Annotated in this window: 20 protein-coding genes; 16 read left to right on the top strand and 4 right to left on the bottom strand. The window is 70.6% G+C overall.

Translation table 11 applies throughout. The features are described 5' to 3' along the window. Positions 1 to 14: 14 nt before the first annotated feature. The gene (locus tag AB0D59_RS07825) at positions 15 to 590 is read right to left on the bottom strand and encodes an XRE family transcriptional regulator (RefSeq protein WP_362562138.1); all 576 of its coding nucleotides are present in this window, start codon (positions 588 to 590) and stop codon (positions 15 to 17) included. A 78-nt stretch (positions 591 to 668) separates the two neighbouring features. Between AB0D59_RS07825 and AB0D59_RS07820 the strand changes: the two genes are divergently transcribed. The 5 genes from AB0D59_RS07820 (at position 669) to AB0D59_RS07800 (ending at position 5,352) form a co-directional block, all read left to right on the top strand. Then, a complete protein-coding gene (locus AB0D59_RS07820) occupies positions 669 to 1,598 on the top strand; it encodes an NAD(P)/FAD-dependent oxidoreductase (RefSeq protein ID WP_362562135.1) in 930 nt (309 codons plus the stop codon). A 29-nt stretch (positions 1,599 to 1,627) separates the two neighbouring features. Continuing rightward, positions 1,628 to 3,166: an ATP-dependent DNA ligase gene (locus AB0D59_RS07815; RefSeq protein ID WP_362562132.1), complete on the top strand. Its 1,539-nt coding sequence runs from the start codon at positions 1,628 to 1,630 to the stop codon at positions 3,164 to 3,166. Next, complete coding sequence (locus AB0D59_RS07810) at positions 3,163 to 3,630, top strand: NUDIX domain-containing protein (RefSeq protein ID WP_362562130.1); 468 nt, start codon at positions 3,163 to 3,165, stop codon at positions 3,628 to 3,630. The genes AB0D59_RS07815 and AB0D59_RS07810 overlap by 4 nt, the downstream gene beginning before the upstream one ends. Before the next feature lie 75 nt (positions 3,631 to 3,705). Next, entirely contained in the window at positions 3,706 to 5,091 is a 1,386-nt protein-coding gene (locus tag AB0D59_RS07805; protein WP_362562127.1) for an NADP-dependent succinic semialdehyde dehydrogenase, read from the top strand. A gap of 24 nt (positions 5,092 to 5,115) precedes the next feature. Then, positions 5,116 to 5,352, top strand: coding sequence for a DUF6213 family protein (locus AB0D59_RS07800; RefSeq protein ID WP_351698394.1), 237 nt, complete (start codon positions 5,116 to 5,118; stop codon positions 5,350 to 5,352). A 76-nt stretch (positions 5,353 to 5,428) separates the two neighbouring features. On the opposite strand, the gene AB0D59_RS07795 is transcribed toward AB0D59_RS07800, so the two are convergent. Then, on the bottom strand, positions 5,429 to 6,091 hold the full coding sequence (locus AB0D59_RS07795; protein ID WP_362562125.1) for a transcriptional regulator: 663 nt from the start codon (positions 6,089 to 6,091) through the stop codon (positions 5,429 to 5,431). Between the two features lie 184 nt (positions 6,092 to 6,275). Between AB0D59_RS07795 and AB0D59_RS07790 the strand changes: the two genes are divergently transcribed. From AB0D59_RS07790 to AB0D59_RS07780, 3 genes are read left to right on the top strand one after another with little or no spacing between them, the layout of a single operon-like run. Continuing rightward, positions 6,276 to 7,340 (top strand): type III polyketide synthase, encoded by a 1,065-nt coding sequence (locus AB0D59_RS07790; protein ID WP_362562123.1) that lies wholly within the window; start codon positions 6,276 to 6,278, stop codon positions 7,338 to 7,340. 5 nt (positions 7,341 to 7,345) lie between these two features. Continuing rightward, positions 7,346 to 8,572 carry a cytochrome P450 gene (locus tag AB0D59_RS07785; protein WP_362562674.1) on the top strand — a complete coding sequence of 409 codons (1,227 nt, stop codon included), beginning with the start codon at positions 7,346 to 7,348 and terminating at the stop codon, positions 8,570 to 8,572. A 7-nt stretch (positions 8,573 to 8,579) separates the two neighbouring features. Further along, on the top strand, positions 8,580 to 9,101 hold the full coding sequence (locus AB0D59_RS07780) for a cupin domain-containing protein (protein ID WP_362562121.1): 522 nt from the start codon (positions 8,580 to 8,582) through the stop codon (positions 9,099 to 9,101). Positions 9,102 to 9,184: 83 nt separating this feature from the next. On the opposite strand, the gene AB0D59_RS07775 is transcribed toward AB0D59_RS07780, so the two are convergent. Then, positions 9,185 to 10,414 carry an acyl-CoA dehydrogenase family protein gene (locus tag AB0D59_RS07775; RefSeq protein ID WP_362562119.1) on the bottom strand — a complete coding sequence of 410 codons (1,230 nt, stop codon included), beginning with the start codon at positions 10,412 to 10,414 and terminating at the stop codon, positions 9,185 to 9,187. 172 nt (positions 10,415 to 10,586) lie between these two features. Here AB0D59_RS07775 and AB0D59_RS07770 point away from each other — a divergent pair, with 172 nt between their 5' ends. Further along, positions 10,587 to 11,231, top strand: a complete 645-nt coding sequence (locus AB0D59_RS07770) for a TetR family transcriptional regulator (RefSeq protein WP_362562116.1) — start codon at positions 10,587 to 10,589, stop codon at positions 11,229 to 11,231. Positions 11,232 to 11,325: 94 nt separating this feature from the next. Here AB0D59_RS07770 and def read toward each other — a convergent pair whose 3' ends face one another. Next, positions 11,326 to 11,865: a peptide deformylase gene (def, locus tag AB0D59_RS07765; RefSeq protein ID WP_362562114.1), complete on the bottom strand. Its 540-nt coding sequence runs from the start codon at positions 11,863 to 11,865 to the stop codon at positions 11,326 to 11,328. 152 nt (positions 11,866 to 12,017) lie between these two features. On the opposite strand from def, the gene AB0D59_RS07760 reads away from it, so the two are divergent. The 7 genes from AB0D59_RS07760 (at position 12,018) to AB0D59_RS07730 (ending at position 18,994) form a co-directional block, all read left to right on the top strand. Next, positions 12,018 to 13,256 carry a MurT ligase domain-containing protein gene (locus tag AB0D59_RS07760; RefSeq protein ID WP_362562112.1) on the top strand — a complete coding sequence of 413 codons (1,239 nt, stop codon included), beginning with the start codon at positions 12,018 to 12,020 and terminating at the stop codon, positions 13,254 to 13,256. A 23-nt stretch (positions 13,257 to 13,279) separates the two neighbouring features. Further along, positions 13,280 to 14,008 carry a glutamine amidotransferase gene (locus tag AB0D59_RS07755; protein ID WP_351698376.1) on the top strand — a complete coding sequence of 243 codons (729 nt, stop codon included), beginning with the start codon at positions 13,280 to 13,282 and terminating at the stop codon, positions 14,006 to 14,008. Positions 14,009 to 14,187: 179 nt separating this feature from the next. Further along, the gene (locus tag AB0D59_RS07750; protein ID WP_362562110.1) at positions 14,188 to 15,213 is read left to right on the top strand and encodes a 6-phosphofructokinase; all 1,026 of its coding nucleotides are present in this window, start codon (positions 14,188 to 14,190) and stop codon (positions 15,211 to 15,213) included. A 192-nt stretch (positions 15,214 to 15,405) separates the two neighbouring features. Continuing rightward, positions 15,406 to 16,359 (top strand): cytochrome c oxidase assembly protein, encoded by a 954-nt coding sequence (locus AB0D59_RS07745; protein WP_362562108.1) that lies wholly within the window; start codon positions 15,406 to 15,408, stop codon positions 16,357 to 16,359. A gap of 128 nt (positions 16,360 to 16,487) precedes the next feature. Continuing rightward, complete coding sequence (locus AB0D59_RS07740) at positions 16,488 to 17,774, top strand: PASTA domain-containing protein (RefSeq protein WP_362562105.1); 1,287 nt, start codon at positions 16,488 to 16,490, stop codon at positions 17,772 to 17,774. A gap of 4 nt (positions 17,775 to 17,778) precedes the next feature. Then, the gene (locus tag AB0D59_RS07735; protein WP_362562103.1) at positions 17,779 to 18,810 is read left to right on the top strand and encodes a protein kinase; all 1,032 of its coding nucleotides are present in this window, start codon (positions 17,779 to 17,781) and stop codon (positions 18,808 to 18,810) included. A gap of 13 nt (positions 18,811 to 18,823) precedes the next feature. Then, entirely contained in the window at positions 18,824 to 18,994 is a 171-nt protein-coding gene (locus AB0D59_RS07730) for a hypothetical protein (protein WP_362562101.1), read from the top strand. Positions 18,995 to 19,004 lie beyond the last annotated feature (10 nt).

Here is a 19,004-nt window from a genome sequence, read left to right as displayed (position 1 = left end):
GCACGCCGGACGCGTCACGCCGTACTTCTCGGCCGTGCTCGCACATGCATCCGCTCCCCCTGCGGCCCGAACAGGCTGAGGAACTCCACCGGCCCCTCCCCCGTCGACCCGAACCAGTGCGGCACCCGGGTGTCGAACTCGGCCGCCTCCCCCGCCGCCAGGACGACGTCGTGCTCACCGAGCACCAGCCGCAGCTTCCCGGACAGCACGTACAACCACTCGTAGCCCTCATGGGTACGCGGCTCGGGATCGTCTTTCCGCTTCGGTTCGACCACCTTGAAGGCCTGCAGGCCGCCGGGCTGCCGGGTCAGCGGCCAGAAGGTCCGGCCGTACCGCTCCATCGGCTTGGCCCGCACCCGGGGATCCCCGACCGGCGGTGCGCCGACCAGTTCGTCCAGGGGCACCTGGTGGGCCTGCGCGATCGGCAGCAGCAGCTCCAGGCTGGGCTTGCGCAGGCCCGCCTCCAGCCGGGAGAGGGTACTGACCGAGATGCCGGTGGTCTCGGAGAGAGCGGCGAGAGTGACCTCCCGTTCCTTGCGGAGCTTGCGCAGCCGGGGGCCCACCCCTGCGAGAACGTCGTCCGTAGTCATGCTCGTATTGCAGTTTCGGCAAGGACGTTTGTCAATCCGGCCCCGGATGCACGACCGTCGCCGATGGAGGTGGTCACCATGACCGATACGTACGAAGTGGTCGTCGTCGGAGGCGGTGCGGCCGGGCTGTCCGCCGCGCTGGTCCTGGGCCGGGCCCGGCGCCGCACCCTGGTCGTCGACGCGGGCGAACCGCGCAACGCCCCGGCCGCCCATATGCAGGGCTTTCTGTCCCGGGACGGCATGCCGCCCGCGGAGTTCCTGGCCGTCGGCCGCGAGGAGATCGCGCGGTACGGCGTGGAGCTGGTCCGGGACCGGGCGGTGGACGCGTCCAGGGACGGCGACTTCAGGGTGTCGCTGGCGAGCGGCCGCCGGGTCCGGGCCCGGCAGCTGGTGGTCGCCACCGGCCTGGAGGACGAGCTGCCGCCCTTGCCCGGCGTCGCCGAGCGGTTCGGCCGGGATGTGCTGCACTGCCCGTACTGCCATGGCTGGGAGGTCCGCGACCAGGCCTTCGGCGTACTGGCCACGACCTTGATGAGCGTGCACCAGGCGCTGATCGTCACCCAGTGGTCCAAGGACGTGACGCTGTTCCTGCACCAGGTCGCCGAGACCGAGCTGTCCGACGACGACCTGCGGCGGCTGGCCACGGCCGGGGTCCGGGTGGTGCCCGGCGAGGTGGCGGGGCTGCGCATCGAGGACGACCGGCTCACCGGCGTACGGCTCTCGGACGGCGGCGTGCACGCGCGGGAGGCCCTGTTCGTCGCCCCGCGTCCGGTCCCGCGGAACGACCTGCTGGTCGGACTGGGCGCGGAGATGACCGAGACCCCCTTCGGCGCCTACCCGGTGATCGACGAGCGGGGCCTGACGACCGTGCCCGGGCTGTGGGCGGCCGGCAACGCGAGCGGCTTCGCCGAGCAGGTCGTCAACGCGGCCAGCCGGGGTTATCGCGCCGGTGCGGCGATCAACGGCGAGTTGCTCTTCGCGGACCTGGACGCCGCCGTGCGGGTGTAGTCCCGAGCCGCCCGTTGCACCATGGCTGCATGTTGCTGACCCGGCTCGCCGAAGTGTCCCGGGAGGTCGCCGCCAGTGCGGCCCGGTCCCGCAAGACCGCACTGCTCGCCGACCTCTTCCGGGAGACGGCCCCGGACGACGTGCCGGTCGTCATCCCCTATCTGGCGGGCCGTCTCCCGCAGGGCCGCCTCGGCGTCGGCTGGAAGGTGCTGAGCCGGCCGGTCCCGCCGGCCGCCGAGCCGTCCCTCACCGTCCGCGAGGTCGACGCCCGGCTCACCGAGCTGGGCAGGGTCGCCGGGCCCGGTTCGCAGGCCGAGCGCGCCCGGATGGTGGGCGAGCTGATGGGCGCGGCGACCGCCGACGAGCAGCGCTTCCTGCTGGGGCTGATCACTGGTGAGGTACGGCAGGGCGCCCTGGACGCGGTGGCCGTGGAGGGTCTCGCACAGGCGACCGGCGCGGACGCGGCCGACGTGCGCCGGGCGGTGATGCTCGCCGGGTCCCTCCAGACGGTGGCCGAGGCCCTGCTCGCGGACGGCCCGCCGGCCCTCGCCCGTTTCCGGCTCACCGTCGGCCGCCCGGTGCTGCCCATGCTGGCGCACTCCGCCTCCTCGGTCGCCGAGGCGGTCGGCAAACTGGGCGCCTGTGCGGTAGAGGAGAAGCTCGACGGCATCCGGGTCCAGGTCCACCGGGACGGCGACACCGTACGGGTCTTCACCCGCACCCTCGACGACATCACCGACCGCCTACCCGAAGTGACGTCCGCAGCACGGGAGTTGAGTGGCGATCGGTTCATCCTGGACGGCGAGGTGATCTCCTTCGACGCCGACGGCCGCCCCCGCTCCTTCCAGGAGACGGCGGGCCGGGTCGGCTCCCGGACGGACGTGGCGAAAGCCGCCCGGGAGGTGCCGGTCTCCCCCGTCTTCTTCGACGCGCTCTCGGTGGGCGACCACGACCTCCTCGACCTCCCCTTCGCCGAACGGCACACGGAGCTGGCCCGGCTGGTCCCCGAGCCGATGCGGGTCCGGCGGGCGCTGGTGTCCGGGCCCGGGGACACGGCGGCCGCCGAGGAGTTCCTGGCCGCCACCCTGGAACGCGGCCACGAGGGCGTGGTCGTCAAGGCCCTGGACGCCCCCTACAGCGCGGGCCGGCGCGGCGCCTCCTGGCTGAAGGTCAAGCCGGTGCACACCCTCGACCTGGTCGTCCTGGCCGCCGAGTGGGGGCACGGCCGGCGCACCGGCAGGCTCTCCAACCTCCACCTCGGCGCCCGTACCCCGGACGGCGGCTTCGCCATGCTCGGCAAGACCTTCAAGGGCATGACCGACGCGATGCTGGAGTGGCAGACCGCCCGGCTGAAGGAACTGGAGGTCTCGGACAACGGCTGGGTGGTGACCGTACGCCCCGAACTCGTCGTCGAGATCGCCTACGACGGCCTGCAGAAGTCCTCCCGCTACCCGGCCGGCGTCACCCTCCGCTTCGCCCGGGTCGTCCGCTACCGCGAGGACAAGCGGCCGCAGGAGGCCGATACGGTGGAGACCCTGCTGGCCGCCCACCCGGAGGTACGGCGTTGACGGAGCCGAGGCGAAGTGCCGGACTGCTGCTCTTCCGCCACACCGAGCACGGCGTCGAGGTATTGCTCGGCCATATGGGCGGCCCCTACTTCGCGAAGAAGGACGCGGGCGCGTGGAGCGTCCCCAAGGGCGAGTACCAGCCCGACGAGACCGCCTGGGAGGCGGCCCGCCGTGAGTTCCAGGAGGAGCTGGGCCTGCCGCCACCGGACGGCGAGGCGATCGCCCTCGGGGAGGTCCGGCAGAGCAACGGCAAGATCGTGACGGTGTGGGCGGTCGAGTCGGACCTGGACCCGGCCGCGACGAACCCCGGCACCTTCACGATGGAGTGGCCGCCGCGGTCGGGCCGGGTCCAGGAGTTCCCCGAGCTGGACCGGGTGGCCTGGCTCGGCCGCGACCGGGCCCACGAGGTGATCGTCAAGGCGCAGGCGGCGTTTCTCGACCGGCTGGCGGAGCACACGGACTGAACAGATGCGCACGCGTTGCGGTCCGCCGGGCCGCGCGCGAAGGTCGAAGCAAACCCGCTCCCAGGGAGGTCAGCCATGCCCATCGCGACGGTGAACCCGGCGACCGGCGAGACGCTCGAAACGTTCGAGGCCATGGACGAGGACGAACTCGAACGCCGGCTCGAACTGGCTGAGGCGACGTTCCGTACGTACCGTACGAGCGCCTTCGCCGAGCGCGCCCGGCTGCTGCACCGGGCCGCCGACCTGCTGGACACGGACCAGGACGACATCGCCCGCACGATGACCACCGAGATGGGCAAGCCGCTGGCGCAGGCCCGCGCGGAGGCCGCGAAGTGCGCGAAGGCGATGCGCTGGTACGCCGACCACGCGGAGGAACTGCTGGCCGACGAGGAGCCGGCGGAGACGGACGTGAAGGACTCGGGCGCGTCCCGGGTGCGGGTGCGCTACCGCCCCATCGGGCCGGTGCTGGCCGTCATGCCGTGGAACTTCCCGCTCTGGCAGGTGGTCCGGTTCGCCGCGCCGGCGCTGATGGCCGGCAACGTGGGCCTGCTCAAGCACGCGTCGAACGTCCCGCAGACCGCCCTGTACCTGGAGGACCTCTTCCACCGGGCGGGCTTCCCGGAGGGCTGTTTCCAGACCCTGCTGATCGGCTCCGGGGCGGTCGACGACGTCCTGCGCGACGAGCGGGTGCGAGCGGCCACGCTCACCGGCAGTGAACCCGCGGGTCGCGCGGTCGCCGCCACCGCCGGCGAGATGATCAAGAAGACGGTGCTGGAGCTGGGCGGCAGCGACCCCTACGTGGTGATGCCCTCGGCGGACATCGACCGGGCCGCGCGGATCGCGGTGACCGCGCGGGTGCAGAACAACGGGCAGTCGTGCATCGCCGCGAAGCGGTTCATCGTGCACACGGACGTCTACGACGCGTTCGCCGAGCGGTTCGTGGCGGGCATGGAGGCGCTGCGGACCGGCGACCCGATGGACGAGGGGACGGACGTCGGGCCGCTGTCGAGCGAGCAGGGACGGGCCGACCTGGAGGAACTCGTCGACGACGCGAAGCGGTCGGGGGCCCGGGTGCTGTGCGGCGGGCAGCGGCCGGAGGGGACCGGCTGGTTCTACCCGCCGACCGTGCTCGCCGGGATCCACCGCGACATGCGCATCCACCGCGAGGAGGCGTTCGGGCCGGTGGCCACGCTCTACCGGGCCGGGGACCTGGACGAGGCGGTCCTCATCGCCAACGACTCGCCCTTCGGGCTGAGTTCCAACGTGTGGACGCGGGACGAGGCCGAGGTGGACCGTTTCGTACGGGATCTGGAGGTCGGTGGCGTGTTCGTCAACGGCATGACCGCCTCCCACCCGGCGTTTCCGTTCGGGGGTGTGAAGCGGTCCGGATACGGGCGTGAGCTGTCCGGGCACGGAATCCGGGAGTTCTGCAACATCACCACCGTTTGGCAGGGTGCGTGACGGTTGCGCGGCTACGATCCGGGTGTGAACCGGGAAGTGACTCTGCCTCTGATCGTCGACGACCGCGGTACCTTGCAGGTGGCCGCGGCCGACGTGAGTAAGTTGTTGCGGACCGTGGGCGGGCGGTGGGTCCGGCTGGTGGAGGCCGGGGAGAGCGGGCTGGACGAGGACACGGTGGCCGCGCTGACCATTGAGCTCGCGAAGCTCGCGGATCGGATCGACGTGGCTTGTATCGCCCACAGCAGTGGGCAGCAGGGGTAGTTCGGCGGGTGCGAGTGGTTTGTGGCTGGTCGCGCCCGCGCGGCGGCAGCCGTACATCGACACAGCCCGCGCCCCTTTACGTAAGTCCGGCCAGCGACGTCCAGAACATCGCCTCGTATGCCTGGAGCAAGCGGCCGTAGGCGTACACGCGCTCCTCGTCCAGGCGACCTGAGTTCAGTCCCGCCTGTACCGCTGCCGTCGCCTGCTCGTCCAACGTCGGAGCCGGTGTCGCGAAGAAGTCGAAGAACGCGCAGGCCTGGTCCGTGAAGCCGTAGTGGGTGCGCAGACCCTCGGCGATGCGGGCGCAATACGTGCCCCAGGTCGCAAAGTTGGCCGTGATGGCCAGGACGGTGTCCGTCGGGGTCGCGTTGAGCGCGAGCCAGGAGATGTACGCCGGGTATGCCTGGCAGCCCGGTAGGGGCTCGTACGCTTGCATGCGCCGCTGATCCACTTCGCACGCCTCGGTGAACGCGCCCAGCCGCTCTGCCGCGAGTTCCTCCCCCTCGGCCAGCATGGTGAAGAACCCGGCGGCCGCCGGCTCCTCGGCGGCGCGCTGCGCCAGATGCACGAACGCGCGGTGGTCGGCCGGAATCACGTGGTGTTGTTCCAGGGCAAGTGCGGCGAGTGTCTCCAGGCTCGCCCGGCCGCTGGCGACGAGGGGGACCAATGGATTGGCGTTCGGGTCGGGGGCAAGCTCTGACCTGGTCGTTTTCAGCAATTCCGCGGCCGTGCCAGGCATCGCGTCCTCCTCGTCGGGATACCTCCGTGCTGCTCCGACCCTGACACGGGGTCACCGGTTCGGAGTAGTCCGGCGAGAGATCATCGCCCTCACGGGTGATCGTGAGGGAACCACCTCCTGAGGTGAACCACCTTCTGACCGGCCGGGCCCAAACCCGCCGGAAGGCTGAAAGCAGGCACGGTTCATGGCGACTTTGTGCAAACCCTCAGTGTCGGTCCCGGAGTACGTGATCACGATGGAGGAGACGCTGGAACTGGCGCGCTCCCACCACGAGAACCACCCGCAGCTGCCGTTGGCGCTGAGACTGATCGAGAACACGGGCGTTCGCACCCGGCACATCGTGCAGCCGATCGAGGAAACCCTCAAGCACCCTGGCTTCGAGGAGCGCAACAAGCTCTACGAGGTCGAGGCCAAGGCCCGGGTCCCCGCAGTCATCCAACGAGCGCTCGACGACGCCGAGCTGCTCACCAGCGACATCGACGTGATCATCTACGTCTCGTGCACGGGCTTCATGATGCCCTCGCTCACCGCGTGGCTGATCAACGAGATGGACTTCGACTCCACCACCCGCCAGATCCCCATCGCGCAGCTCGGCTGCGCGGCCGGCGGAGCGGCGATCAACCGGGCGCACGACTTCTGCTCGGCGTACCCGGACGCCAACGCGCTCATCGTGGCCTGCGAGTTCTGCTCGCTGTGCTACCAGCCGACCGACCTCGGCGTCGGCTCGCTGCTCTCCAACGGCCTCTTCGGTGACGGCATCGCCGCCGCCGTGGTCCGAGGCAAGGGCGGCACCGGCGTCGAGCTCGAACGCAACGGTTCGTACCTGATCCCCAAGACCGAAGAGTGGATCATGTACGACGTCCGGGCCACCGGGTTCCACTTCCTGCTGGACAAGCGGGTCCCGGCGACCATGGAGCCGCTCGCGCCGGCCCTCCAGGACCTGGCGGGGCTGCACGGCTGGAACGCGTCCGACCTGGACTTCTACATAGTCCACGCGGGCGGGCCGCGAATCCTGGACGACCTGAGCAAGTTCCTCCAGGTGGATCCGCACGCGTTCCGGTTCAGCCGGTCCACGCTCACCGAGTACGGCAACATCGCCAGCGCCGTCGTCCTGGACGCACTGCGCCGGATGTTCGACGAGGGCGGTGCCGAGCACCAGGCGCGCGGCCTGCTGGCCGGCTTCGGTCCCGGCATCACCGCGGAAATGTCGCTGGGTCGCTGGCGGCGTTCGGACGAAGAGGCGGCTTGACCGAGATGACGCTCAGCGAACCCCTGGACTCCGCCACGGAGGCCGCCTGCCCGGTCCGGCACTGGGAGGTGCCGGACCTGGCGGGGGTGGACTTCGACCCCACCCTGGCGGAGCTGATGCGGGAGGGTCCGGTCACCCGGATCCGACTGCCCAACGGCGAGGGCTGGGCCTGGCTGGTCACCCGGTACGAGGACGTACGGATGGTGGCCAACGATCTCCGGTTCAGCCGTGAGGCGGTGATGGAGCAGCCGGTCACCCGGCTCGCCCCGCACTTCATCCCGGACCGCGGCGCGGTCGGCTTCCTGGACCCGCCCGACCACACCCGGCTGCGCCGGTCGGTGGCCTCCGCGCTCACCTCCAAGGGCGTGGAGCGGGTCCGCGAGAAGGCGCGCCGGATGCTGGACGAGCTCATCGACGAGCTGGTCCAGGACGGGCCGCCCGCCGATCTCACGGCGACGGTCCTGAGCCCCTTCCCCATCGCGGTGATCTGCGAGGTGATGGGCGTTCCGGCCGCCGACCGGCACTCCATGCACATCTGGACCCAGCTGATCCTGTCCTCCAGCCACGGCAAGGAGATCAGCGAGAAGGCCAAGCGCGAGATGAGCGCCTACTTCGGCGACCTCATCGCCCTGCGCGAGGGCAGTGCGGGCGAGGACGTGGCCTCCCTGCTGGGCGCGGCCGTGGGCCGCGGCGAGGTCACCCTGGAGGAGGCCGTCGGTCTCGCCGTCCTCCTCCAGATCGGCGGCGAGGCGGTCACCAACAACAGCGGGCAGATGTTCTACCTGCTGCTCACCCGCCCCGACCTGCTGGACCGGCTGCGCACCGAGCCGGAGATCCGCCCCCGGGCGATCGACGAGCTGCTGCGCTACATCCCGCACCGCAGCGCGGTCGGGCTGTCCCGGATCGCCCTGGAGGACGTGGAGATCAAGGGCGTGCGGATCCAGGCGGGAGACGCGATCTACGTCTCCTACCTGGCCGCCAACCGCGACCCGGACGTCTTCCCCGACCCCGAGACGATCGACTTCACCCGCACTCCCAACCCACATGTGTCCTTCGGGTTCGGCCCGCACTACTGCCCCGGCGGTCAGCTCGGCAGGCTGGAGGAGGAACTCCTGGTCGACGCCCTGGTCGACCGGCTCCCCGGACTGCGGCTCGCCGTACCTCCGGACCAGGTTCCCTTCAGAAAAGGTGCGTTGATCCGGGGACCCGAGGCACTTCCGGTGACCTGGTGAGTGGCCCATGACCACGACCGAGGGACTCCTCGTACCACCGGGCCACGGGCGCGTGGTCCACACGCCGGCCCAGCGTGTCACGTTCAAGGTGACGGGCACGCACTCGCGGACGGCCTCCACCTTCGAGGTGGAGGTCCCGCCGGGCTTCGACGTGGGCGCCCATGTGCACACCCGCAGCGAGGAGTTGTTCTACGTCCTCGAAGGCGAGCTGGACGTCCTCGCCTTCGAGCCCCGCATCCGCACTCCCGACAACTGGCAGAAGTGGGAGTCGAGTTCGGGCACAAGGGTGGTGCGGGCAACCCCGGGCACGATGATCGCCGTTCCCCCGGGCTGCCCCCACGCCTTCGCCAACCCGACGGACACCCCGGCGCGGATGTTCTTCCAGGCTTCCCCGCCACCCGACCATGAGCGTTACTTCGAGGAACTCCTGGAGATCCTGGGCAGCGCCGGTCCTCCGGACCTCGAGGCGATCGGGCAACTCCGCAAGCGCTACGACATCGAGCAACTCACGCCTCTGAAACACCGGTGAGGAGATCTACCTAGGGGCGCGGGGAACTGCGCGAGCAACCACGACGCCGCGTGGGCCCGCAACGCACCCGCACCCCCACGGCGCTACCGAATCGGCATCCCCGACAAGGTCCGGGCGATCACCAACCGCTGCACCTCACTCGTACCCTCGAAGATCGTGTAGATCGCCGCATCGCGGTGCATCCGCTCCACCGGGTACTCCCGCGTGTACCCGTTGCCGCCCAGGATCTGGATCGCCTGGGCGGTGACCTTCTTCGCGGTCTCGCTGGCGAACAACTTCGACATCGAGCCCTCGGCGGCGGTGAACGGCTTCCCGTTCACCGCCATCCAAGACGCACGCCACACCAGCAGCCGGGCCGCGTCGATGGACGTACGCATGTCCGCGAGCTGGAAGGCCACACCCTGGTTGTCGATGATCGGCCGCCCGAACTGCTCACGCGTCTTGGCGTAGTCAAGGGCGACCTCGTAGGCGGCCCGCGCGGTGCCCACCGCCATGGCCCCCACCGCGGGACGGCTCGCCTCGAACGTCGCCATCGCCGCGTTCTTGACCCTCCCCATGCCGCCGGTCTTCGCCCGCTCGCGGGCCCGGGCGAGGCGCTCGTCCAGCTTCTCCTTGCCGCCGAGCAGGCAGGAGCCCGGCACCCGGACACCGTCCAGGATGACCTCGGCGGTGTGCGAGGCACGGATCCCGTGCTTCTTGAACTTCTGGCCCTGGGCGAGCCCGGGGGTCCCGGCCGGCACGATGAAGGACGCGTGGCCCTTGGAACCCAGCTCCGGGTCGACGACCGCGACGACGACATGGACGTTGGCGATGCCGCCGTTGGTCGCCCAGGTCTTCGTGCCGTTGATCACCCACTCGTCCTTGGCCTCGTCGTACACGGCCCGGGTACGCATGGCGGCCACGTCGGAGCCGGCGTCGGGCTCGGAGGAGCAGAACGCGGCGACCTTGACGTCGTTGGGGTCGCCGTACATCTGGGGGATCCAGGTGCCGATCTGCTCCTCGGTGCCGTTGGCGAGGACGCCGACGGCGGCGAGACCCGTGCCCACGATGGAGAGCGCGATGCCCGCGTCACCCCAGAACAGCTCCTCCATGGCCGTCGGGATGCCGAGGCCGGTGGGGTCGAAGTACTGCTGGGCGTAGAAGTCGAGGGAGTAGATGCCGACCTTGGCGGCCTCCTGGATGACCGGCCAGGGAGTCTCCTCACGCTCGTCCCATTCGGCGGCCGCGGGGCGGATCACATCGGCGGCGAAACCGTGCAGCCAGTCCCGGACCTCCTTCTGTTCGTCGTTGAGCTCCATGGTGAACTCGGCCATGACCCCTCCAGCGGCGGCGCATAATGTGTTACTAGCGGTAACAAGAGTCTGTTACTCGCCGGTAGGAAAAGTCAACTCCCAAGGTCACCTCGGCAGCCAGTTCGAGATCGGGTGGCTGCCAGGTGTTAGTTTGCGCAGGCGTCACCGAAACAGCACGGGGTGGGGAGAGCACATGGACACCACACAGCGGACCGAACAGCAGCGGTCCGCCGACCGCCGACGGCGGGAGCTGTTGGAGGCCGCCGACCGGGTGGTGCTGCGCGACGGCCCACAGGCCTCGATGAACGCGATCGCGGCGGAGGCCGGCATCACCAAGCCGATCCTCTACCGCCACTTCGGCGACAAGGGCGGCCTTTACGCGGCCCTCGCCAAGCGGCACACGGACGCGTTGCTGAACTCCCTGCGGGAGGCGCTGGACGCGCCGGCGGACCGACGCGAGCGGGTCGAGGCCACGTTGGACACGTACCTCACGGCGATCGAGGCGCGGCCCCAGGTGTACCGGTTCCTGATGCATCCCGCGGAGGGGAGCACGGGGGCCGACCAGGGGTTCGACGTCGGCAAGCACTCGGCTCCGCTGCTGCGGCGGATGGGCGAGGAGCTGGCCCAGGTCATCGAGGATCGGCTGGATCTGGGGCCCGGGAGTCAGCAACTGGCTCGGGTGTGGGGGCACGGGATCGTCGGGATGATGCATGCGGCCGGGGACTGGTGGCTGGGGGAAAGGCCCTGTTCTCGTGCAGAGTTGGTGAAGAGTTTGGCCGATCTGTTGTGGGGGCGGCTCGCCGCGGCCGGGGACAAAATAGGAGGTCCTGGTTTCTAGGGGTTGATTTTCGGCTGACCGCCGGTGGGGGCTTGTCGCGCCCACGCGGCGGAGCCGCACATCGATACCGTCCCGCGCCCCTGAAACCATGTCCTCACCGGCGCCAGGAGGCCTTGGCCACTTGTCGCATCAGCTTGCGCTTGCGCCAGCCCGTCACGTGGTCGGCGTACACGCGGCCCTCCAGGTGATCGGTCTCGTGCTGCAGGCACCTCGCGAAGAAGCCCGTGCCGTGGATCGTGATCGGCTCCCCCGCCGCCGTGAACCCCTCCACCACCGCGTGGTCGTAGCGCTCCGTCCCCGCTTCCAGGCCCGGCAGGGACAGGCAGCCCTCCGGGCCGCGGAGCGTCACGCCGTCCGTCTCCACCAGGCGGGGGTTCACCACGTGGCCCAGGTGACGGACGTCCTCGTCGTCGGGGCAGTCGAAGACGAACACCCGCAGCGGCTCCCCCACCTGGTTCGCCGCCAGGCCCACACCCTCGGAGGCGTACATCGTCGCGAACAAGTCCTCCACCAGACGGGAGAGTTCGGGGCCGAAGTCGGTGACCTCCGCGCAGCGGGTGTGCAGGACGGGGTCGCCGAGCAGGGTGAGGGGCCGGACCCGCCCATGGGCGCCCGGAATGGAACCTTGTCGCATGGCCGCAAGGGTACGGTTCGAATCGGCCCCTGCCCGCCGCGCAGGCGAGGGCCGGAATTCGGGTGTGCGAATGGATCTCGATAGGCTGAGCTCCACCACCACGTTGCCGAATGGCTGAGGCGCGGCGCGTAGTCAAGGAGGATCGAGAACTGATGGCAGGCAACTCGGACCCGCTCACGCCGCGGGCCAAGATCGCCGTGACCGCGGGCAAGGCGGTCGCGGCGGCGTCCCGTGCCGCGGGACGCGGCAGCGGATCCGTGATCGGCGGCCGGGTCGCACTGAAACTCGACCCCGACCTTCTCGCCCGGCTCGCCCAGAACCTGGACGTCACGCTCGTCTCGGCGACCAACGGCAAGACGACGACCACCCGGCTGATCGCCGAGGCGCTCAAGGCCGCGGGCCCGGTCGTCTCCAACGCGCTCGGCGCCAACATGCCCGCCGGTATCACCTCGGCGCTGGCCGGCGGCTCCGACGCCAAGTTCGGTGTGATCGAGGTCGACGAGAAGTACCTCGCCGGGGTGGCCCGGGACACCGACCCGAAGTGCATCGCGCTGCTCAACCTCTCCCGCGACCAGCTCGACCGGGCCGCCGAGACCCGGATGCTCGCCGAGAACTGGCGGGAGGGCCTGGCCGGCTCGAAGGCCGTCATCGTGGCGAACTGCGACGACCCGCTGGTGGTGTGGGCCGCGTCCTCCTCCCCCAATGTGGTCTGGGTCGCCGCCGGGCAGATGTGGAAGGACGACGCCTGGTCCTGCCCGTCCTGCGGCGGTGTGATGCAGCGCCCGGGCGACGACTGGTTCTGCGGTGAGTGCGGGTTCCGGCGGCCGACCCCCAGCTGGGTGCTGTCCGGTGACCACGTCCTCGACCCGCACGGGTCCGCCTGGCCGATCCACCTCCAGCTGCCGGGCCGTGCCAACAAGGCCAACGCGGCCTCCTCGGCCGCCGTCGCCGCCGTCTTCGGGGTGCCGCCGCAGGTCGCCCTGGAGCGGATGTACCAGGTGCAGGCCGTGGCGGGGCGCTACGACGTGGTGCAGTTCCAGGGACGCGACCTGCGGCTGCTCCTCGCGAAGAACCCGGCCGGCTGGCTGGAGACGTTCTCGCTGATCGATCCGCCGCCGGCCCCGGTGATCCTCTCCGTGAACGCGCGCGGCGCCGACGGCACCGACACCTCCTGGCTGTGGGACGTGGACTACACCCGCCTCACCGGCCACCCGATCTTCGTGCTCGGCGACCGCAAGCTCGACCTCGCGGTGCGGCTGGAGGTCGCGAACCAGCACTTCCAGGTCTGCGACTCCCTCGACCAGGCCGTGCAGATGTGCCCGCCGGGCCGGATCGAGGTCATCGCGAACTACACCGCGTTCCAGGACCTGCGCCGCCGCGTCGGCAACTGACTGACCACGAAGGACGATCATTGATGAGCGACAACCAACTGCGGCTGGTGTGGATCTACCCGGACCTGCTCAGCACCTACGGCGACCAGGGCAACGCGCTCGTCGTGGAGCGCCGGGCGCGGCAGCGCGGTCTCGACGTGGCCCGGCTCGACGTGCGCAGCGACCAGCCGATCCCCACCTCCGGCGACATCTACCTGATCGGCGGCGGTGAGGACCGTCCGCAGCGGCTCGCCGCCGAGCGGCTGCGCCGCGACGGGCACCTGTACCGGGCCGTGGAGAACGGCGCGATCGTCTTCTCGGTGTGCGCCGGCTACCAGATCCTCGGGCACGAGTTCATCAACGACCTGGGTCAGCGCGAGCCGGGTCTCGGCCTGCTCGACGTGACGACCGTGCGCGGCACCGGCGAGCGGTGCGTCGGTGACGTCCTCGCCGACATCGACCCGCGCCTCGGGCTGCCCCAGCTCACCGGGTTCGAGAACCACCAGGGCATCACCCAGCTCGGCCCCACCGCCCGCCCCCTCGCCCGCGTCCAGCTGGGCCGGGGCAACGGCACCGGGGACGGCACGGAGGGTGCGTACAACGACACCGTCTTCGGCACGTACATGCACGGGCCGGTCCTCGCCCGCAACCCGCTCATCGCCGACCTGCTGCTGAAGCTGGCGCTCGACGTGAACGCGCTGCCGCCGATCGACGACCGGTGGTACGAGGCCCTGCGCACCGAGCGGATCGCCTCCGCGCAGCAGCCCGCCTGACCGTACCGGAGTGGTCGATTCCGGGCCCGCCTGACAGGGTGTCCGCTCACATGTGCGGGCGCGTCCAGCAGGCGGACGCCCGGTACGGCGAGGCACCCTCGCGCGGGTAGGGTGACGGCGATGACAGCCGGACAGCGTGGTCCGGTCTTCGGCCCACGTGGAGAAGGTTGTTTCGGGCTATGCGCATTGGTGTCCTCACGTCCGGCGGCGACTGCCCCGGCCTGAACGCCGTCATCCGGTCCGTCGTGCACCGTGCCGTCGCCGACCACGGCGACGAGGTCATCGGCTTCCGGGACGGCTGGAAGGGCCTCCTGGAATGCGACTATCTCAAGCTCGACCTCGACGCCGTGGCCGGCATCCTGGCCCGCGGCGGCACGATCCTCGGCTCCTCCCGGGTCCAGCCCTCGCACCTGCGGGACGGCGTGGAGCGGGCCAGGGGACATGTCGCCGAACTCGGCCTCGACGCGATCATCCCGATCGGCGGTGAGGGCACGCTGAAGGCGGCCCGGCTGATGTCCGACGCCGGCCTGCCGATCGTCGGCGTGCCGAAGACCATCGACAACGACATCGCCGTCACCGACGTCACCTTCGGCTTCGACACGGCCGTGGGCGTGGCCACCGAGGCCCTCGACCGGCTGAAGACCACCGCCGAGTCCCACCAGCGGGTCCTCGTCGTCGAGGTCATGGGCCGGCACACCGGCTGGATCGCCCTGCACTCCGGGATGGCGGCCGGTGCCCACGCCATCGTCGTACCGGAACGCCCCTTCGACATCGACGAGTTGGCCCGCCGGGTCGGCGAGCGGTTCGAGGCGGGCAAGCGGTTCGCGATCGTCGTCGCGGCGGAGGGGGCCAAGCCGAAGGCGGGCACGATGGCCTTCGACGAGGGCGGCAAGGACATCTACGGCCACGAGCGGTTCGCCGGGATCGCCCGGCAGCTCTCCATCGAGTTGGAGCAGCGGCTCGGCAAGGAGGCGCGGCCGGTCATCCTCGGACATGTGCAGCGGGGCGGCACGCCGACGGCCTACGACCGGGTGCTGGCCACCCGGTTCGGGTGGCATGCGGTGGAGGCCGTGCACCGCGGGGAGTTCGGTCACATGACGGCGTTGCGGGGGACGGACATCGCGATGGTGCCGCTCGCCGAGGCGGTGGAGACGTTGAAGACGGTTCCCGCGGAGCGGTACGACGAGGCGGAGACCGTGCTGTAGGGGTTTTGCGGTTGTGCGTTGTCTGCGGGTGTGTGGGGGCTGATCGCGCCCACGCGGCGGAGCCGCATATGGACATAGCCCCGCGCCCCTTTAGGTGGGGATCGTGGGCCCCGCTCACAAGTGCCGTCGGCGGCGGTTCTAGTCTGGGGTCGGCAGTAAACGTACAACCCCCCACGAATCAGGAGCCGCCGGATGGATCACAGCGGGCACGGCATGACGATGGACTTGCCGCCGTTCACGCTGGGGCGGGGGCTGGAGTGGTCGGCGGATCCCTTCTTTCTCGTGGCCTGTGTCGCGGGGCTCGCGCTGTACGGGTGGGGTGTGGTGCGGCTGCGGCGGCGCGGTGACGCGTGGTCCGTCGGACGTACGGTGTCGTTCGTCGTCGGTGTGCTGACCGTCATGCTCGTGATGTGCACCGGGCTGAACGACTACGGGATGGTCATGTTCAGCGTGCACATGGTGCAGCACATGGTCATCAGCATGCTGTCGCCCATCTTCCTCCTGCTGGGCGCCCCGGTCACGCTCGCGCTGCGCGCGCTGCCCGTCGCCGGGAAGGGAAGGCGGAAGGGGCCGCGTGAGCTGTTGCTGGCCCTGCTGCACAGCCGGTACATGCGGATCATCACCCATCCCGCCTTCACGATCCCGCTGTTCATCGCGAGCCTCTACGCGCTCTACTTCACCCCGCTGTTCGACTTCCTGATGGGGTCGAAGACCGGGCACATCGCGATGATGGTGCACTTCCTGGCCGTCGGTATCGTCTTCTTCTGGCCGATCATCGGCGTCGACCCGGGGCCGCACCGGCCGGGGTATCTGATGCGGATGCTGGAGCTGTTCGCGGGCATGCCGTTCCACGCGTTCTTCGGTATCGCGTTGATGATGGCATCGGAGCCGATGGTCGAGACGTTCAAGAATCCGCCCGCCTCGCTCGGTATCGACGCGCTCTCCGACCAGAACGCGGCCGGCGGTATCGCCTGGGCGTTCAGTGAAGTCCCGTCCGTGCTGGTGCTGATCGCCCTGCTGTTCCAGTGGTACAGCTCCGAGCAGCGGCAGGCCCGGCGCTCGGACCGGGCCGCGGACCGGGACGGCGACAAGGAACTCGAGGCCTACAACGCCTATTTGGCCTCACTGCACGCACGCGAGGGCTGAAAGGCCTCCCATTCAGTAGCATAAAGCGCGATGGGGAAACCGCCGGGGGGAGCGGTGATGACATTTCGCGCTTTTCTGCACAGGGCCTGCGTGCTCGGTGTTCTCATTCCGGTATTGCTGCTCAGCGGATGCGGGCGGAGTTCGCCCCTGTCCGTCGTCAAGGCGGTCGCCGCCGGGGGCCGGCGCTGCACCCCTTCTTCGACGAGAACCAGGGGCTCGGCCATGACGCCCGGATCCGTTCGCTGCCGGTGCACGGCAGCCTGCAGCAGGGGGACTCGCCCGGTCTGTACGGCGGCACCCGGCAGCCGACGATCTGTGACGTCGAGAAACTGAAGGAATTCCTCACCGATCCCGCGAATCACTGCAAGGCACAGGCGTGGGCCGGTGCCTTCGGAATCGGCACCGAACAGATTCCGGATTATCTCGACCGGCTCACTCCCGTGCTCCTGCGTCACGACACACTCGTGGAGAACCACGATTACAAGAGCGGCACCGCCGCGCCTTTCGACTCTCTCCTCCAATCCGGAATCGCCGTGCTCGTCGACCGGCGGGGACAGCCCGCCGTGAAGTGCTCGTGCGGAAATCCGCTGCGGCCCTTCACCGGGGACACCGGCCGGACAAAGGTCGAGTTCGACCACGGCAACAGGAGGTGGCGCGGCTACGACCGCGTCCAGGTGACCGCCGTACGACCCGCTGCGCGCCCGCTGGAGCGACTCGCCCTCGTCGATGTCGCCGACCCGGGGCGCGGTATCGAGCGGCCGGTCGGGACGACGGGCGCGCAGGACGCCGTCTTCCGCACCGGCGAGCGGCATGCGGTGCCCGAGGTGACCGGGACGTCCTTCGGGGAGGCGAGCCGACGACTGTCGGACGCCGGGCTGGCGGTCGCCTACGACGGTGCGGGGCTGCCGCCCGGCGACGCCCGGGTGCTGGCGTCGGATCCGGTGGCGGGGACGGAGCTGCGGTTCGGGGAGTACGTGACGCTGCGGGTCGCCGACGGCAGCGGCGACGGCAACGGCAACGGCAACGGCAGTAGCGACAGCAGCCGCGGCGGCGGGGCGGCTTCCCCCGCCGGGCCGGGGTCGCCGCCGATCCCGCCACCGTCCGCTCCGTCGCCGTCCGGGGCGCCCTCCTCCGTCGTACCGCCGCCGTCCCCGCAGCCGACGTCCAGGGAGCCGTCGGCCGCCCCGCCCTCGTCACCCTCCTCGGACCCCGGTACGCCTTCCCGCGCCGCTCCGCCCGACGTCACGCACTCGACCGACGGCGCCCCGCCGGACCCGCCCGGCTCGTCCCCGGCCGTCAGCGGCTCGGCCCCGTCCGCCGCGCCCGTGACGAGCGAACCGGCGAGCAGCGGCCCCACGTCGACGGCCGGCGAAGCCGACGCGAGCACGACGATGTCACGCCGAACCCGGGAGTGACCGGATGCCTCATGGATCACCGACGTCGGGAGTGGGCCGGGTCGTCGCCGGCCGGTACGTGCTGCTGAACCGACCGGGCAGCGGCGGTATGGGCCATGTCTGGCTCGCTCACGACCGGAGACTCGAGTGCGAGGTCGCTCTCAAGGAGCTGGTCCTGCGCGAGACGGAGGACGAGCCGGAGCGTACGGCGCGGGTGGCGCGGGCCCGGGCGGAGGCGCGGCACGCGGCCGGGCTGCGCGGGCATCCGCATGTGGTGACCGTGCACGACGTGCTGGAGCACGACGGTCTGCCGTGGATCGTCATGGAGTACCTGCCGGGCGCGGTCGACCTGCGGGACCTGGTGGAGCGGGACGGGCCGCAGCCGCCCGCCGAGTGTGCCCGGGTCGGTCTCGCCGTCCTCGACGCGCTGACCGCCGGCCATGAGCGGGGGGTGCTGCACCGGGACGTGAAACCGGCGAACATCCTGCTCGCGCCCGACCGCACCGGGGCGCCGTACGCCCGGGTGCTGCTGACGGACTACGGCATCTCGGTGCAGCCGGACACCGGGACCGCGGGGCTGCGCGGGAAACTCGCGGATGTGCGGTCCCTGGCCGTCGTACCGACCGGGAAGGGCTGGGAGGCGGCCCGGGGGCGGGTCGTTTGTCTGGTGCTGGGGGCGCACGGGCCGGTGTACGGGCCGCTGGACGAGCATCGCAAGGAGGGCACCGCGTTCGCGGACACCGCCACCATGCAGAAGCGGGACTGTCTGCGGGTGCCGTCGGCGCGGGACGCGCTGCTGGTGCCGTCCTCGGGGGCGCACGACCAGGAGGTGCTCGGGTTCACCCGGCTCGGTGCCGGCGTGACCCTGGCGCGGGCGCGGACGGAGTCGGACGCGGCCTGCGCCCGCGACGTGCCGCCCCGGCTGTACGGATTCGATCCTTCCGGGTATCAGGCGGCCTCCTGGACCAGCGAGGGGATGTGGAAGACCGGCGCTCATTTCGTCGTCTGCACCGTACGGAGGCAGAACGGGGGCACCATGGAGGGAGTCGGACCATGAGGAGGGTGTCGCGATGCCCGGTTCTACGAACGGTTCCACCAAGACGATGGGGGTCCTCACCGTAGGCGGACTCGTGGTGGTGACGGCCTACACGGTGGCACTCGGCAGCAACGGCTGGCTCTGGTTCGGGTGGGTGGTGCTGGGGCTGCTGACCCTCGCGATGGTGGTCACCCAGAGCGGCTGAGGGGCTGAGC

This window comes from Streptomyces sp. NPDC048417, assembly GCF_040651615.1.
Classification (GTDB): Bacteria; Actinomycetota; Actinomycetes; order Streptomycetales; family Streptomycetaceae; genus Streptomyces.
The sequence above is the reverse complement of the archived record's forward strand: the minus strand, read 5'-3'. Positions and strand labels throughout refer to the sequence as shown.